Origin of the sequence: Franconibacter sp. IITDAS19 (assembly GCF_023079515.1) — a bacterium.
GTDB classification, from domain to species: domain Bacteria; phylum Pseudomonadota; class Gammaproteobacteria; order Enterobacterales; family Enterobacteriaceae; genus Franconibacter; species Franconibacter pulveris.
Window position 1 is genome coordinate 255,431 of sequence record NZ_JALJCP010000002.1, and the last position, 14,890, is coordinate 270,320.

General features: G+C 59.6%; 15 protein-coding genes. 12 read left to right on the forward strand and 3 right to left on the reverse strand.

Annotated features, from left to right (window positions below; genetic code table 11):
- Nucleotides 1-933: a LysR substrate-binding domain-containing protein gene (locus tag MT962_RS07085; RefSeq protein WP_024561870.1), complete on the reverse strand. Its 933-nt coding sequence runs from the start codon at nucleotides 931-933 to the stop codon at nucleotides 1-3.
- Between the two features lie 168 nt (nucleotides 934-1,101).
- Between MT962_RS07085 and MT962_RS07090 the strand changes: the two genes are divergently transcribed.
- Genes MT962_RS07090 through MT962_RS07120 form a run of 7 tightly spaced genes read left to right on the forward strand, consistent with a single transcriptional unit; the run spans nucleotide 1,102 to nucleotide 7,559 of the window.
- Nucleotides 1,102-2,052 carry a branched-chain amino acid ABC transporter permease gene (locus MT962_RS07090; RefSeq protein WP_024561869.1) on the forward strand — a complete coding sequence of 317 codons (951 nt, stop codon included), beginning with the start codon at nucleotides 1,102-1,104 and terminating at the stop codon, nucleotides 2,050-2,052.
- A 9-nt stretch (nucleotides 2,053-2,061) separates the two neighbouring features.
- Nucleotides 2,062-3,159 carry an ABC transporter ATP-binding protein gene (locus MT962_RS07095; RefSeq protein ID WP_048888844.1) on the forward strand — a complete coding sequence of 366 codons (1,098 nt, stop codon included), beginning with the start codon at nucleotides 2,062-2,064 and terminating at the stop codon, nucleotides 3,157-3,159.
- A gap of 2 nt (nucleotides 3,160-3,161) precedes the next feature.
- Nucleotides 3,162-3,929, forward strand: coding sequence for an ABC transporter ATP-binding protein (locus tag MT962_RS07100; RefSeq protein ID WP_024561819.1), 768 nt, complete (start codon nucleotides 3,162-3,164; stop codon nucleotides 3,927-3,929).
- Complete coding sequence (locus MT962_RS07105) at nucleotides 3,922-4,644, forward strand: ABC transporter ATP-binding protein (protein ID WP_247365271.1); 723 nt, start codon at nucleotides 3,922-3,924, stop codon at nucleotides 4,642-4,644. Before MT962_RS07100 ends, MT962_RS07105 begins: the two co-directional genes overlap by 8 nt.
- A gap of 19 nt (nucleotides 4,645-4,663) precedes the next feature.
- Nucleotides 4,664-5,821: a branched-chain amino acid ABC transporter substrate-binding protein gene (locus tag MT962_RS07110; protein ID WP_247365272.1), complete on the forward strand. Its 1,158-nt coding sequence runs from the start codon at nucleotides 4,664-4,666 to the stop codon at nucleotides 5,819-5,821.
- Between the two features lie 17 nt (nucleotides 5,822-5,838).
- A complete protein-coding gene (locus MT962_RS07115; RefSeq protein WP_024561822.1) occupies nucleotides 5,839-6,327 on the forward strand; it encodes an L-2-amino-thiazoline-4-carboxylic acid hydrolase in 489 nt (162 codons plus the stop codon).
- Nucleotides 6,324-7,559 (forward strand): Zn-dependent hydrolase, encoded by a 1,236-nt coding sequence (locus MT962_RS07120; protein ID WP_247365273.1) that lies wholly within the window; start codon nucleotides 6,324-6,326, stop codon nucleotides 7,557-7,559. Before MT962_RS07115 ends, MT962_RS07120 begins: the two co-directional genes overlap by 4 nt.
- A 315-nt stretch (nucleotides 7,560-7,874) precedes the next feature.
- Here the strand turns inward: MT962_RS07120 and MT962_RS07125 are convergent, their stop codons facing one another.
- Nucleotides 7,875-8,717, reverse strand: coding sequence for an arylamine N-acetyltransferase (locus MT962_RS07125; RefSeq protein WP_188723514.1), 843 nt, complete (start codon nucleotides 8,715-8,717; stop codon nucleotides 7,875-7,877).
- 506 nt (nucleotides 8,718-9,223) lie between these two features.
- Between MT962_RS07125 and MT962_RS07130 the strand changes: the two genes are divergently transcribed.
- Together MT962_RS07130 and MT962_RS07135 are read left to right on the forward strand one after the other, a co-directional pair.
- The gene (locus MT962_RS07130) at nucleotides 9,224-9,736 is read left to right on the forward strand and encodes a DUF892 family protein (RefSeq protein WP_024557614.1); all 513 of its coding nucleotides are present in this window, start codon (nucleotides 9,224-9,226) and stop codon (nucleotides 9,734-9,736) included.
- 66 nt (nucleotides 9,737-9,802) lie between these two features.
- Complete coding sequence (locus MT962_RS07135; RefSeq protein ID WP_024557613.1) at nucleotides 9,803-10,708, forward strand: manganese catalase family protein; 906 nt, start codon at nucleotides 9,803-9,805, stop codon at nucleotides 10,706-10,708.
- A 47-nt stretch (nucleotides 10,709-10,755) separates the two neighbouring features.
- Here MT962_RS07135 and MT962_RS07140 read toward each other — a convergent pair whose 3' ends face one another.
- A complete protein-coding gene (locus tag MT962_RS07140) occupies nucleotides 10,756-11,739 on the reverse strand; it encodes a 2OG-Fe(II) oxygenase family protein (protein ID WP_048887561.1) in 984 nt (327 codons plus the stop codon).
- Nucleotides 11,740-12,283: 544 nt separating this feature from the next.
- On the opposite strand from MT962_RS07140, the gene MT962_RS07145 reads away from it, so the two are divergent.
- Genes MT962_RS07145 through MT962_RS07155 form a run of 3 tightly spaced genes read left to right on the forward strand, consistent with a single transcriptional unit; the run spans nucleotide 12,284 to nucleotide 14,884 of the window.
- Entirely contained in the window at nucleotides 12,284-13,249 is a 966-nt protein-coding gene (locus MT962_RS07145; RefSeq protein WP_024557611.1) for an ABC transporter substrate-binding protein, read from the forward strand.
- A gap of 26 nt (nucleotides 13,250-13,275) precedes the next feature.
- A complete protein-coding gene (locus MT962_RS07150; RefSeq protein ID WP_024557610.1) occupies nucleotides 13,276-14,097 on the forward strand; it encodes an ABC transporter ATP-binding protein in 822 nt (273 codons plus the stop codon).
- Nucleotides 14,090-14,884: an ABC transporter permease gene (locus MT962_RS07155; RefSeq protein ID WP_024557609.1), complete on the forward strand. Its 795-nt coding sequence runs from the start codon at nucleotides 14,090-14,092 to the stop codon at nucleotides 14,882-14,884. The genes MT962_RS07150 and MT962_RS07155 overlap by 8 nt, the downstream gene beginning before the upstream one ends.
- Nucleotides 14,885-14,890: the final 6 nt, after the last annotated feature.

Here is a 14,890-nt window from a genome sequence, read left to right on the forward strand (position 1 = left end):
TTACCCCTCTTGCGCCGCCTCTTCCCGCAGCCAGCGTTGCAGCAGGCGGCCTGCTTCTGACATTTCGCTGTCCGAGCGCACGCAGAGATAATAATCGCGGCCGTCATCCACCGTTTCATTGAAGATTTTTACCAGTTCGCCGCTTTGCAGATAAGGCGCTATCAGCGGCTCGCGCATCAGCGCGCAGCCCATGCCCGCCTGCACGGCGGCAAGCGTCAGCAGCCCATCCTCAAACATCGGCCCGCCGTGACGCAGCGGCTTGCGCACGCCCTGCTGTTCAAACCACTGCGTCCAGGTGCTGCGCTCCTCGTCATGCAGCAACGGCATCTGCGCCAGCTGCTGCGGGGTGTCGATGTGCCCGTGCAGACGCAGAAACGCGCGGCTGCAAACCGGCGCCATACGCCCGGAAATGAGTTTCTCCGTCTGATAACCCGTCCACTGCCCCTTGCCGAAGCGAATCGACATGTCCGAAGCGTCGCTCAGGTAATTACGGTGGTTCGCGTAAAGCACGTTGATTTCCGTTTGCGAATTGGCGCGCATAAAGCGCGGCAGCCGCGGAATAAACCAGCCCATGCCAAAGAGCGGGATCAGGCTGATGGTCACCTGCCGGGAGTGAGACTGATCCAGCAAATGCTCGGTTGCGCGCCGTAAAACGGAGAATGCCGAGCGAATAGAACGGTAGTAGTCGCGCCCTTCGGGACTCAATACCAGCCTGCGCCCCTGTCGGCTGGTCAGGGGCACCTGCAGGTAGCTTTCCAGCACCCGCAACTGATGGCTGACGGCGGAGGGCGAAATCGCCAGCTCCTGCGCCGCCGCCGTCACGCTGCCGTGTCGGGCGATGGCTTCAAAAGCGCGGACGGCCCGCAGCGGCGGATCGTTCGGCAGGCTGCTTTCACCCGCCGCCAGCGCCTCTGATTGTTCTGTTTTTCTCATATGTTGATCTGTTTGCCGTAAAATTAGAACGTTATGATTTTTAAAATCACACCAATTCAATAAGTTAGTCAACAGCGGATTGATAATAAGAAATAAATATTGAGTATTTTACAAAGATATCAGCCTGTTGGATGGTAGTGCCGAAATGTAACCTGCTGGAAAAGCACCGTGGATACACTCCTGCAACAACTGATAAATGGCGTAATGCTTGGCAGCATCTACGCGCTGATCGCGCTCGGCTACACCATGGTGTATGGCATTCTGCGCATCATTAACTTCGCGCACGGCGATATTTTGATGGTCGGCGCGCTGACCACCCTATCTGCGCTGAACGCGCTCGGCGCCCATTTCCCCGGGCTTCCCCTTCTCGCACAGCTGCTGGCGGCCCTGCTGGCGGCGATGTCGGTTTGCGCCTTGCTGGCGATGGCGGTGGAGCGTTTCGCCTATCGCCGGTTGCGTAATGCGCCAAGGCTTGCGCCGCTGATTAGCGGCATTGGCGTCTCGGTGCTGCTGCAAACCGTCGCCATGCTCATCTGGTCGCGCAACCCGTTGATGTTCCCTCAAATCCTGCCGATGGATCCTATCGCGGTCACGGCGGGCAGCGCGGAACACCCACCAGCCATTATTACCGTCACGGGCATTGTCACCGTCGCGCTGGCGCTGGCGGTGATGGGCGGCCTGTGGTTGCTGGTGGAATACAGCCGGCTCGGGCGCGGCATGCGCGCGGTGGCGGAAAACCCGCAGGTAGCACGCCTTATGGGCGTTAACCCGAACCAGATAATCACCCTCACCTTCGCCATCGGCGGCGCTTTCGCCGCGCTTGCCGGGGTGATGATGGCGAGCAACTACGGCAGCGCCGGGTTCGCCATGGGCTTTTTGCCGGGCATCAAAGCGTTTACCGCCGCGGTGCTGGGCGGCATCGGCAACCTGCGCGGCGCGATGGTCGGCGGCATTTTGCTCGGCCTTATCGAATCTCTCGGCGCAGGTTACCTGAGCGAGCTGACTGGCGGCGTTTTCGGCAGCAACTATCAGGATGTCTTCGCGTTTATGGTGCTGATTCTGGTGCTGGTGTTCCGTCCGGCGGGTCTGCTGGGCGAACGCGTGGCGCAGCGGGCATAAGGAGCAATCATGACTGACACAACGTTGCAAACGTCTTTGCCGGTGAAGCGCGTCTGGCCCGGCATGGCGTTGTTTATCGCCGGTCTACTGATAGCGCCCTGGCTTGCGGGCGCCGTAGGCGGCAACTACTGGGTGCGCGTGTTCGACTTCGCGCTGCTCTATATCATGCTGGCGCTGGGGCTGAACATTGTGGTGGGCTTTACCGGCCTGCTGGATATGGGCTTTATCGCTTTTTACGCGGTGGGCGCCTACCTGACGGCGCTGCTCGCCTCGCCGCACCTGACGGAGGCGTTTCCGGCGCTGCTTAGCTATTTCCCGGATGGGCTGCATGCTTCCATCCCCCTGCTGCTGCCCCTCGCCGCGCTGACGGCGGCCCTTTGCGGCATTCTGCTCGGCGCGCCGACGCTTCGGCTGCGCGGCGACTATCTGGCTATCGTCACCCTCGGCTTTGGCGAAATCATTCGCGTGCTGATGCGCAACCTCGACCGCCCGGTGAACATCACCAACGGCGCGAAAGGCATTTCCGGCGTTGATACACTCTCGCTGTTCGGCCTGAAGTTCAGCGGCATGCACACCTGGTTTGGCGTGAAGTTCTCCTCCCTTTATCTCTGGTACTACCTGTTCGCCGCCATCATTATCGCCATTATTTTTCTCTGCGTGCGGCTGCAGGACTCCCGCGTCGGCCGCGCCTGGCACGCCATTCGCGAAGATGAAGACGTGGCGCGGGCCATGGGCATTAACGTACGTAACTTTAAGCTGCTGGCCTTCGCCCTCGGCGCCTCTTTTGGCGGGGTGGCGGGCGCGCTGTTCGCCTCTTTCCAGGGATTCGTTTCGCCGGAATCCTTCACTCTTCAGGAGTCTGTCGTCGTGCTGGCGATGGTAGTGCTGGGCGGCATGGGGCATATCCCGGGGGTAATACTGGGCGCGGTGCTGCTCTGCGCCCTGCCCGAATTTTTACGCAGCCAGGCTGCGCCGATTCAACAGGCGCTGTTTGGTTCAGTGGTAGTGGACCCGGAAGTGCTGCGCCAGCTTTTCTACGGCCTCGCGCTGGTGCTGGTAATGCTCTATCGCCCCGGCGGCCTGTGGCCTGCCCGTAAGGAGAAATAGTGATGTCTCTGCTTAGCGTGCAACACCTCAGCAAGCGCTTCGGCGGCCTGCTGGCGGTAAACGATGTGTCGCTTACCGTTAACGCCGGGGAGATCTACGGCCTGATTGGCCCGAATGGCGCAGGTAAAACCACCTGTTTTAACCTGATTACCGGGCTTTACCGCGCCGACAGCGGCGAGTTCCGCCTCGACGGGCTGCCCTATTCGCCGCAGGCGATAGAGAACGTCACCCGGGCGGGCATCGCCCGTACCTTTCAGAACCTGCGTCTGTTTAACGAGATGAGCGTGCTGGAAAACGTGATGGTAGGCCGCCACGTGCGCACCCGCAACGGCGTCTGGGCCGCCATTACCCGCCACGCCCGCGCCCGCCGTGAAGAGGCGGAAACCCGCGACCAGGCCTGGCGCTGGCTTGAGTATGTCGGCATCGCTAAATTCGCCCACTACCGCGCCGTCGACCTGGCCTATGGCCACCAGCGGCGGCTGGAAATCGCCCGCGCGCTGGCTACCGACCCGAAACTGCTGGCGCTGGATGAGCCCGCGGCCGGCATGAACGCGGCGGAAAAAGTGGCGCTGCAGGGGCTGCTGGAGCGCATTCGCGACGACGGCAAAACCATTCTGATTATCGAACATGACGTCAAGCTCATCATGAGCGCCTGCGATCGCCTGACGGTGCTCGACTATGGCCGCGTGCTCGCTGAGGGCGACCCGCAAACGGTGCGCCGCCACCCCGAAGTTATCCGGGCTTATCTGGGAGGCGCTGCCCATGTCTGAACCCTTACTCTGCGTTGAAAAACTGGACGTGCACTACGGCGGCATCCAGGCGGTACGCCAGATTGATTTCTCGCTGGCGCCTGGCGAACAGGCGACGCTGATTGGCGCCAACGGCGCGGGCAAAAGCTCCACCGTGCGGGCCATCACCGGCCTGCAACCTTTTGGCGGCGATATCCGCTACCAGGGCCGTTCAATCAAAAAGCGCAGCCCCGAAGCGCTGCTGCACGACGGCATCGTTATGGTGCCGGAAGGTCGCGGCATTTTTCATCGCCTGACGGTGCTGGAAAACCTGCAAATGGGCGCCTGGCTTCGTCGTGACAGTGTCACCGTGCGCGCTGAAATCGACGCCATTTTTCAGCGTTTCCCACGTCTTGCCGAGCGCCAGAATCAGCTGGCGGGCCTGCTTTCCGGCGGCGAGCAGCAGCTTTTAGCGCTTAACCGCGCGCTGCTCAGCAAGCCGCGCCTGCTCATTCTTGACGAGCCTTCCATGGGCCTTGCGCCGGTAATGGTCGAGCAGGTTTTCAGCGTTATCGCGGAGCTTCGCGAAGCGCAGGTAACACTGCTGCTGATAGAACAAAACGCCAGACTGGCGCTGGAAGTGACCGACCGCGCGTGGGTCATGGACAGCGGCAATGTGGTTCACAGCGGCCCGTCGGCAGAACTCCTGACCGACGACGCCATACAACACATCTATTTGGGCGAAGCGCCCGTATAACCAACACCAGGGAAACACGATGAAAATAATGAAAAAGAACGCATTGCATGCCGCCCTTCTGCTCACTGGCCTGATGGCTGGCGCGCAGAGCCTCGCCGCGGAAAGCGAAACCGTGGTAATAGGCCTGGCCGGCCCGCTGACCGGCCCGTCCGCCCGTATCGGTAAGGATCTGGAAAACGGCGCGCAGCTGGCTATTGATGATGTGAACAAGCAGCATCTGACTATCGGCGGCAAAGCGGTGACCTTCAAACTGGAATCGGAAGACGATCAGTCCGACCCGCGCACCGCGGTCGCCGTGGCGCAGCGCCTGGTGGATAACGGCGTGGCGGGCGTAGTGGGCCACTGGAACACCGGCACCAGCATTCCGGCGGCGCGCATTTATCACGATGCAGGCATTGCGCAGGTCGCCCCCGTCGCCACCGGCCACGCCTATACGAAACAGGGCTTCGACACCAGCTTCCGTGTGATGGGCCACGATGACGATGGCGGCAACTACGCGGGCCAGTATGCGGTGCAGCAGCTTAAAGCCAAACGCATCGCGGTTATCGATGACCGCACCGCCTTCGGCCAGGGGCTGGCGGACGAATTTATCGCGTCGCTGGAAAGCCAGGGCGTAAAAGTCATCGATCGCCAGTACGTCGATGAGAAAACGGTGGATTTCAGCGCGGTACTGACCGCCATTCGCAGTAAAAATCCGGATCTTATCTTCTTTGGCGGCGTGGACAGCCAGGCGGCGCCACTCGCCCGCCGTATTAAGCAGCTTGGCATTAACGCTACGCTGATGGGCGCAGGCGGCTTTGTCAGCCAGACCTTCCTCAAGCTTGCGCAGAAAGAAGGCGAAGGCGTGGTGGCGCTGGAGCCAGGCCTGCCGGTCGAGCAGATGCCGGGCGGTAAGGCTTTCGAGCAGGCCTACCAGGCGCGCTGGGGACATGGCATTGAACTGCATGCGCCGTTCGCCTATGACGCGACCCGCGTGCTGGTCGCCGCGATGCAAAAAGCCGATTCCGTCGACGCCAGCGACTACCTGCCCGCACTGCGCGCCATTAGCTACTCCGGCGTCACCGGCACTATCGCTTTCGACAAAGAAGGCAACCTGAAGAACCCAAGCTTTACCGTCTACAAAGTGGTGGACGGCAAGTGGCAGCCGCAGACCGTGCTGGGCGGCGCTAAGCAGTAACCGAGTGAGGCAATGTGATGAGCTGTGACAATAACAATATGGGCATTCTGGCCCGCCGCCGCATCGAAGCGGAAATCATTAAACCCATTTACGACGTAATGGTGCGCGAGATAGGCAAAGCGCGCGCCCAGGCTATCATCGGCGAAGCTATCGAACAGGCCGCCATTCAGGCCGGACGCGACTTCGCCGCGCAGGAGCCGCAGGGGGCGAACCTGCAAAGCTTCGTCGCCCTGCAATACCTGTGGGAAAAAGACAACGCACTGGATGTAAAGGTCATCGACAGCGACGAGCAGCAGTATAACTACGACGTAACCCGTTGCCGCTACGCCGAGATGTACCACGAGATGGGCCTTGGCGAGATTGGTCACCTGCTCTCCTGCGCCCGCGACGACAAATTTATCGTCGGCTACGCGCCGGAGGTGGAGCTGGAGCGCACCACCACCATTATGTCCGGCGCGCCGCGTTGCGATTTTCGCTACCACGTAAAAAAACAGGATAAACCATGAGCCAACCGTTACAGGTTAACGGCGAACGGCTGTGGCGGACGCTGGAAGAGATGGCGCAGTTTGGCGCCACGCCTCGCGGCGGCGTCACGCGCCTGACGCTTAGCGAAGAGGACCGACTGGCCCGCGACAGGCTGCGTGGCTGGGCGCAGGAGGCGGGCTTTCACTGCGAAGTGGACCGTCTGGGCAATATGTTTATTCGCCGCCCGGGGCGCAACGGCGCGCTCGCGCCGGTGATGACCGGCTCTCATGGCGACTCCCAACCGCTCGGCGGTCGCTATGATGGCATCTACGGCGTGCTGGCGGGTCTGGAAGCGCTGCGCACGCTGAACGATCTTGATATCGAGACCGAGCGCGACCTGCTGCTGGTGAACTGGACTAACGAAGAAGGGGCGCGTTTCGCCCCGGCGATGCTCGCCTCTGGAGTCTGGACAGGCGTCTTTAGCGAGGCGTTCGCCCTTTCCCGCGAAGATAAAGACGGCGTAACGCTGGGTTCGGCGTTGCAGTCCATTGGCTACCGCGGCGAAAAGCCTGCTGAAGCCTTTGCGGTGCACGCCTGCTTTGAAGCGCATATCGAGCAAGGCCCGCTGCTTGAAGCCGAAGCCATCGACATCGGCGTGGTGCATGCCGCCGCCGGGCAACGCTGGTATGAGGTCGATATTCAGGGTTTCGCCGCCCATGCCGGCACCACGCCGATGACGCACCGCCGCGACGCGCTGTGCGGTTTTGCTGAGCTGGCGCTGGCGGTGGAGCAAATCGGCTTCGATTTCGCGCCGGACGGCCGCGCCACAATCGGCATGGCGCAGGTCACGCCAAACTCGCGCAATGTCGTTCCCGGCGCTGTTTTTTGCAGCGTGGAGTTCCGCCATCCGCAGCAGGAGGCATTGGTCAAGATGGAAGCGGCGCTCGAAGCCGCCGTGGAAAAGCTGGCTGAGCGGCTACTGGAGGTGAAGCTGCGGTGCATCTTTGATTACGCGCCGGTGCATTTCGACGCCGGATGCATCGCCCGCGTAGAGCAGGCGGTAAACGCCCTTGGCTACTCTCACACCAGGATGGTTTCCGGCGCGGGTCATGACGCCTGTTACGTTAACCGCGTAGCGCCAACCAGCATGATCTTTATTCCCTGCGTGAAGGGCATCAGCCACAACGAAGAGGAAGCGATTTCGCCGACGTGGTCAGAGCACGGCGCGAATGTGCTGCTTAATGCGTTAGTGAGCGCGGCGCAGGATAAGTAATGTTGGCAGGCGGGTTTTCTTCCTCGCCCCGCTGGGGAGAGAGTTCCAGGCGCTGAGTTTTACTGTTCCGGGATATATGTTCGGGCGGTGAAATGTTCCGTTCGCCAGAGCGGGAATCTTATCTGTACCCTTCCTTCACGCGAACGTGCCAGGGGGCTGGCTTTGAGCCCCCTGGCACGTTCGCGTGAGAGGAAATGACATATGAAAACAACACTTCGGCGAACGTAACCTTTCACCGCCCTGCCATAAAAATAAAAACAACGCCCTGGCGAACATACCCTCTTCCCCAGCCACAGAAATAAAGCCCACGCGCCGCTACTTACTTTCTGCCCCTTCTTCCGCCATGACCTTTTCCATCACTTTGCTCAGCGAATCCCGCGTAACGCCGTGGCGCGGGTGATCGAGTCGGATGTTGAACCGCTGTTGCAGACTATCGTAAAGCGTGTCGTTATCTTTCAGTTCCTGCTGGCGCGGTGGCTTCTCGTGCGCCGTTTCGCGTCGGTTCACCAGCGTCAGGCGACAGGTGTCGAGGGGATGCAGCGCCGCCAGCAGGTGATGGCGAAAATGGGAATCCGGCCAGTGGGCGATGAAGTGGTTAGCCATCAGATAATCCGCCGGATACTGCTTTTCCAGGTCGAACCGGTAGAGCGGCTGAAAGTGATCGTGCTGGCGCAGCAGCAGTAAAAATTCGTTCTGCTTCTTTTCCAGCCGGTAGAGCCCCTGCGCGCTGGCCTGCTCCGCGCCGTCTTTAAGGGGAAGCGGCACGCTTAAGGTCAGGCCGCCGAAACCGACGTCGGCTATCCACGTCGCCTCTTCAAGCTTCACCATCACCAGCCGGTGGGTGCGCGGCGGCATCTCATCGGGTTTCGCCACCAGCACCCGCGCCGCGAGGTTTTGCGTTTCAAAGCCAATTTCATTCAGCGCGCGGGTAAAAAGCGCATTGTGCTCAAAACAGTACCCGCCCCGCCCGGCGGTCACCAGTTTTTCAAAAATGCTGTCGTCATCAAGCAGGATCTCACGGCCCAGCAGCACATCCAGATTTTCAAAAGCGATAGCCGCGATATGGCGGCGGTGCAGCGACTGTAACGTCGAGAAATCAACGCGCGCCTCGCGGTTAAAACCAATGCGAGCCAGGTAGTGTTCAAGCGTAAAAGCCATAGCCATTTTCCTTCCAGAGGTTTCCCCTCTTTATATAGCCTTTTTCGCACCAGGGCGGATGTCGGATTGTGCCGCACGCCCCTAATCATTGCAAAAGCAATAGTCACTGTAGAAAAGAATTAGCCGCCATGAAGTTTTCTTTAATGATCAAATAACAAGCCTTTATTCCCGTCTCGCTTGTTAAAACTTAAAAAATAAACTATCGGAGTTTAACTCGCGTTTATTTCCAGCAAACGAAACGGCAACCAAATAATTAAAAATCGCCCACGATGATGATGGCGAAAAATTAATCTTTGCGCCGCGAAATCCTATTTATATTGCTGGTAAACGTTTCACGATTCGCTTAACCAGGACAAATCTTAAAATCGAATAATCTTATATTTACCCGGCCTGTGCGAAATTCTCTGCTAAGCTTCTAAAGCTAAAGCAATTTGCAAATATGGCTTTTACATTATCGTAACGTGACTACCGACTCATATAACTATTTATTCCGGAAGAGGTAAATTATGGCGACATCCTACGAAGAGAATTATCACGACTGGCTACGCGACGCTCACGCCATGGAAGAACAGGCGGAAAAGATGCTGCAGGCCCAGGCTTCTCGTCTTGAGCACTATCCGGATCTGAAAGCGCGTATCGAACAGCACATTGAAGAGACCCGCCAGCAGCAACAGCTTCTGGACTCGGTTTTCGATAACCTCAACATCTCTCGTTCCGTGTTGAAAGACACCGTGAGCAAAGTCACCGCCATGGGTCAGGCAATGGGCGGCATGTTCGCTTCTGACGAAGTGGTGAAAGGCGCTATCAGCGGCTACGTTTTTGAGCAGTTCGAAATCGCCTGCTACACCTCGCTGATTGCGGCAGCCAAAGCGGCTGGCGATGAGCACGGCGCGAAAATATTCGAGCAGATCCGCGAGCAAGAGATCGCCATGGCGAAATGGTGTATCGACCATCTGCCTGACGTAACTCAGCAATATTTGACGCGCTCCGCCGAGCCTGGCGTAGAAGCTAAAAAATAAAGTGAATCTCAATTAACCTGCCAGCAATGGCAGGTTCTTTTCATAAATTGTGAGCAGGAGAAATTTATGTTCCGTCATGTTAAGCAACTGCAATATACGGTTCGCGTAGCCGAACCGAATCCGGGTCTGGCGAATTTACTGCTGGAGCAATTTGGCGGTCCGCAGGGAGAATTAGCCGCCGCGTGCCGTTATTTCACCCAGGGTTTGGGTGATGAAGATCCGGCGCGCAAAGAGATGCTGATGGATATTGCTACCGAAGAATTAAGCCACCTGGAAATAATCGGTTCGCTGGTCGGCATGCTGAATAAAGGCGCAAAAGGCGATCTCGCCGAAGGCGTTGAACAAGAAGCGGAACTGTATCGTTCTCTCACCGGTCATGGCAACGACAGCCACACGACCGCCCTGCTCTATGGCGGCGGCCCGGCGCTCACTAACTCCGCAGGCGTGCCGTGGACCGCGGCCTATATCGACACCATCGGCGAAATCACCGCTGACCTGCGTTCTAATATCGCCGCCGAAGCGCGGGCGAAAATCATTTATGAACGTCTGATTAACGTCACTGACGATCCGGGTGTAAAAGATGCGCTGGGCTTCCTGATGACCCGCGAAGTGGCGCACCAGATCTCCTTTGAAAAAGCGCTTTACTCCATTCGTAATAACTTCCCGCCGGGCAAACTGCCGCCGGTGGAACAGTACGCGAACGTTTACTACAACATGTCGAAAGGCGACGACCTGCGCGGCAGCTGGAACAGCGACGAAAACTTCGAGTACGTGGCTGACCCGCAACCGGCAGTGGACGGCGGCGACGGTCTGGCGGATATTCAGTTGCCGTCCGACCAGCAGGCGACCGTGCTGGCGATGGCGCAGCGCACGCAGTCTAACCCGGATATCGACCCGGTGACCGGCGCCGAAATGGGCGCGTCAGTGCCGCCGGTTGAACGCCCGTCTAAGGGCAAACCGGGCAAGAAATAAGCCCGGCCTGAGAAAAAAAGCCCTGCCTTCCGGCAGGGCTTTTTGCATTAATATTTACCGGAAAAGTTAGCGCTGATGCGCTGGTGCAGGTAGTCCTTCGCAGTGATGGGCGGGTGCTTCCTGGCCGGTCCCTCAATCACCACATCCTCATTGGCCTGACAGAAAAAGGCGAGGCTGTAACGGTCTCCCACGCATTCCCCTGGCAGTGGGCTGCGCACGCGGTGAAAGTTGGAAGGAAGCTGGTCGTCGCTCCAGCGCATTAACATATCGCCAATATTGCAGGTGATGAGTTCATCATGCGGCTCAATGCTCGTCCACTCTTGCTCCTCCATCTCTTTACCCGGGCAAACCTGCAACCCGCCCTGACCTTCGCGCTGGAAAAGCAGCGTCAGACAGTCAAAATCGGTATGCGCGCCTGCGCGCCACGGCCCGTGCGCTTCGCCTTTAAGCGCAAAGTAGTGCAGCATGCGAAGCGTGCTTTGGTAAGACGGCTGCGCCGGGTCGTGCGCGTTGGTGAAAAAGTCATCGTCAAAGCCGAGCTTCCAGGCGAAGCAGGAGAGGATCTGCATGCCCACCCGCCAGCACTGCTGCTCAAAGCCCAGCATCGCATCGCGAAAGCCCGGCAGCTCCGACTCCTGCGGCCATAGCCCCGCCATCCGCGGCCGGGTTATCTGATAAGACTCTTTTTCATCCGGCGTACCGGTGGAGGGCCGGATTTGCGCACGTTTCTCCCATCCCGCGTTGCGGTTAAGCGGGTACTGCGCTTTAACGTCATCCGGCAGCGCGAAAAACTGTTCTGCACGGCTGAAGGCATCCGTAATCACCGAAGGCGCGATGCCGTGGCCGGAAACCTGAAAGAAGCCGATCTCTACCGCGGCGTCCCAGAGCGCCCCGGCAATCTCCTCTTTACGGTTGGCGAAGTCAGAAATATCAATGATGCGCACCTCCCGGCTGGTCTCGGTGCCGGTCGCGCCCATGCGGGATTCTTTCGTGAGTTCGTGCAGGGAAAATGCTGCGTTTGCGATGGTCATGGTTCACCCTTTTGTTTGCTGATAAACGGGTGGCCCGACAACAGCGGCGGGCCACGTCACTGGCGCAGGCGCGCAAGGCGCCTGTCCCATGAGCAATGACCCGCCATCGGTAAAGAATGGCTGAACGCTTCTACTCGCTTTCTCTTAAGCAATCACCGTACCAGAATCAGAAATGGCGCAGAATAAAGCGCAGGCGGCGAAGAGAGAGTGGCGGCGCCACGCCGGGATGTGCCGCTTTCGGGCAAAAAATTTACATTTGCTTCACAATTGTGCATCACGCGCCACCGTTTCATTTGGTCGTGACGCCTGCGCCCGGGCGGCAGACCACGCCGTCAGGCCAGCAACGCACAGAGCAGCGGGCTGGCACAGCCTTTGCAAAACCCACGGCAGAGTATAAGCGGTTAGCGCGCTGGCTTCGGCCTCGCGTGGGACATTGCTCTACAGCGCAACGCTGTTCCTCGTCAGGGGACGACGCCGTACACCGCGTCGGGAGAACCGCTCACCCCCTGATGGCAGACCAAACTGACGCTTAACCGGGGGTTTTATGGCATCTCGCACCGCTTTTACCGCGCTTTTCTCCACCCTGCTGCTCTGCGGCGCCGCGCATGGCGCCGATAAACTCATTCTGCAAACCACCTGGGTGGCACAGGCCGAACAGGGCGGCTACTACCAGGCCGTGGCAGAAGGCATCTATAAAAAATATGGTCTCGATGTGGAAGTCCGCTCCGGCGGCCCGCAGCTTAACAACATGACGCTGCTGCTGGCGAAGCGGGCGGATGTAATAGTGAGCTACGACCTGCAGGTGCTGAAAGGCATTGAGCAGAACTTTCCGCTGAAAGCCATCGCCGCACCGTTCCAGTTCGACCCGCAGGGGATATTGACCCACGGCAACGTCGCCGATCTCGCCGGGCTGAAAGGCAAAACGGTGCTGGTCTCGGCCAGCGGTCAGGCGTCATGGTGGCCCTGGCTGAAGGCGAAATACCAGCTCAGCGACAGCCAGGTTCGCCCTTATACCTTTAACATGCAGCCTTTCCTCGCCGACAACAACACGGCGCAGCAGGCCTACGCTACCTCTGAAGTGCAGCAAGCGAAACAGGCGCAGCCCGACAGCCGTTTCTTCCTCTTTGCCGAGCACGGCTACCCCGCCTACGGCGGCATTCTGGTAACGCGCAACGATCTGCTGGCGGAAAAACCGGACGTGCTGAAACGGTTTGTCGACGCCTCTATGGAGGGCTGGCAGCGCTATCTGGCTGACCCAACGGCGGGCAACAAACTCATCAAACAGGAGAACCCGCAGATGAGCGACGCGGTGCTCGCCTTCGGCGTGGCGCAGCTTAAGGCGCTGCACCTGATTGACGGCGGCGACGCGGCGCAAAAAGGGCTCGGCGTGATGACCGACCCGCGCTGGAAAGCGACGCGTGATTTTATGGTCAGCGCCGGGTTGCTTAACCCCGCCACGGATTATAAAGCCGCCTTCACCACGCAGTTCTACCCTAAAGCGGCCATGTAAGAGCCGCCGTTATCCTGGAGCGCACTATGAGTACTGTACTGTCGTTTGACGCCGTTCCCCCGGCGCAGGAAAGCCAGCAGCCGCGCTTTTTAATGGCGCGCGGCGTGGAGAAAGTCTACCCCAACGGCACGCTGGCCCTGCAGCGGCTGAACCTGGATATCGCGCGCGGCGAGATAGTTTCGCTGCTCGGCCCCTCCGGCTGCGGCAAAAGCACCCTGCTGAAAATGTTCGCCACGCTGGAGCGCCCGACGGCGGGCCAGGTGCGCTGGAACGGCAAAGCGGAAATGGCGGCGGAGTGCCGCATGGCGATGGTCTTTCAGGAGGCGACGCTGATGCCCTGGGCCACCGTGGAGGAAAACGTCCGCCTGCCGCTCACCCTGCGCGGCGTGAGTAAAAAAGCGAGCGCGCCGCAGGTGATGCAGGCGCTGCTGGCGGTAGGGCTGGAGAATTTTCTTCACGCCATGCCGCGCGAGCTCTCCGGCGGCATGCAGATGCGCGTGTCGCTGGCCCGGGCGCTGGTGACCGAGCCCGACCTGCTGCTGATGGACGAACCCTTCGGCGCGCTGGATGAGTTCACCCGCCACAAGCTCGACAGCGATATCCGCAGGCTGTGGGCGAAGCGCGGGCTGACGGTGGTGTTTGTCACCCACAGCATCTATGAGGCGGTCTATCTCTCCTCGCGGGTGATTGTAATGGGCGCGCGTCCCGGGCGTGTGGTGGCGGATGTCGCCATCGACGGCCCGCAGGCGCGGGATAACGGCTTTCGCACCTCGGATGCGTTTATCCGCCAGTGCGCCACCCTTTCAACCCTGCTCGAAAAAGCGAGCGCAGGAGGCGACCATGCGTAAACCGCTGATGACCTACCCGCAGGCGCAGCGTGCGGTCTGGCCGCTGGTATCCGCGCTTGCCCTGCTGCTGCTCTGGGAGCTGCTGTTCCGCCAGTTCGCGGTGCCGGTTTACCTGGCGCCGAAGCCGAGCGATATTCTCTCCACGCTTATCAGCCAGCGCGACGCGCTGTTTGGCAGCCTGCTCACCACGCTGAAAGTCACCGTGCTCGCATTTTTAATGGCGATAGCCATTGGCACGCTAATCGCGTTTCTCTTTGTGCAAAGCCGGTTGATTGAGTCCTGCCTGATGCCGTGGGCCATTCTGTTTCAGGTTACGCCGGTGGTGGCCATCGCCCCGCTGGTGATCATCTGGATCCACAACACCACGCTTGCGCTGGTGGTGTGCGCGATGCTGGTGGCGGTGTTTCCGGTGCTGACTAACACCACCCTCGGCCTGCGCAGCGTAAACCCGGGGCTGCTGAATCTCTTTCATATTAACCAGGCTTCCGGCTGGCAGATCCTGCTGCGCCTGCGGCTGCCCAACGCCCTGCCGTACTTTTTCAGCGGGCTGCGTATTTCAAGCGGTCTGGCGCTGATTGGCGCGGTGGTGGCGGAGTTTGTCGCCGGGACCGGCGGCAGCGGCGCGGGCCTCGCGTGGCAAATTTTGCAGGCGGGCTTTCAGCTCAACCTGCCGCTGATGTTCGCCGCCCTGTTCCTCATCACCTGCAGCGGGCTGGCGCTCTTTTGCCTGATGTCGTTGCTAAGCCACCTTTTTTTACGCCGCTGGCACGACAGCGCACTGGCATAAGGAGAT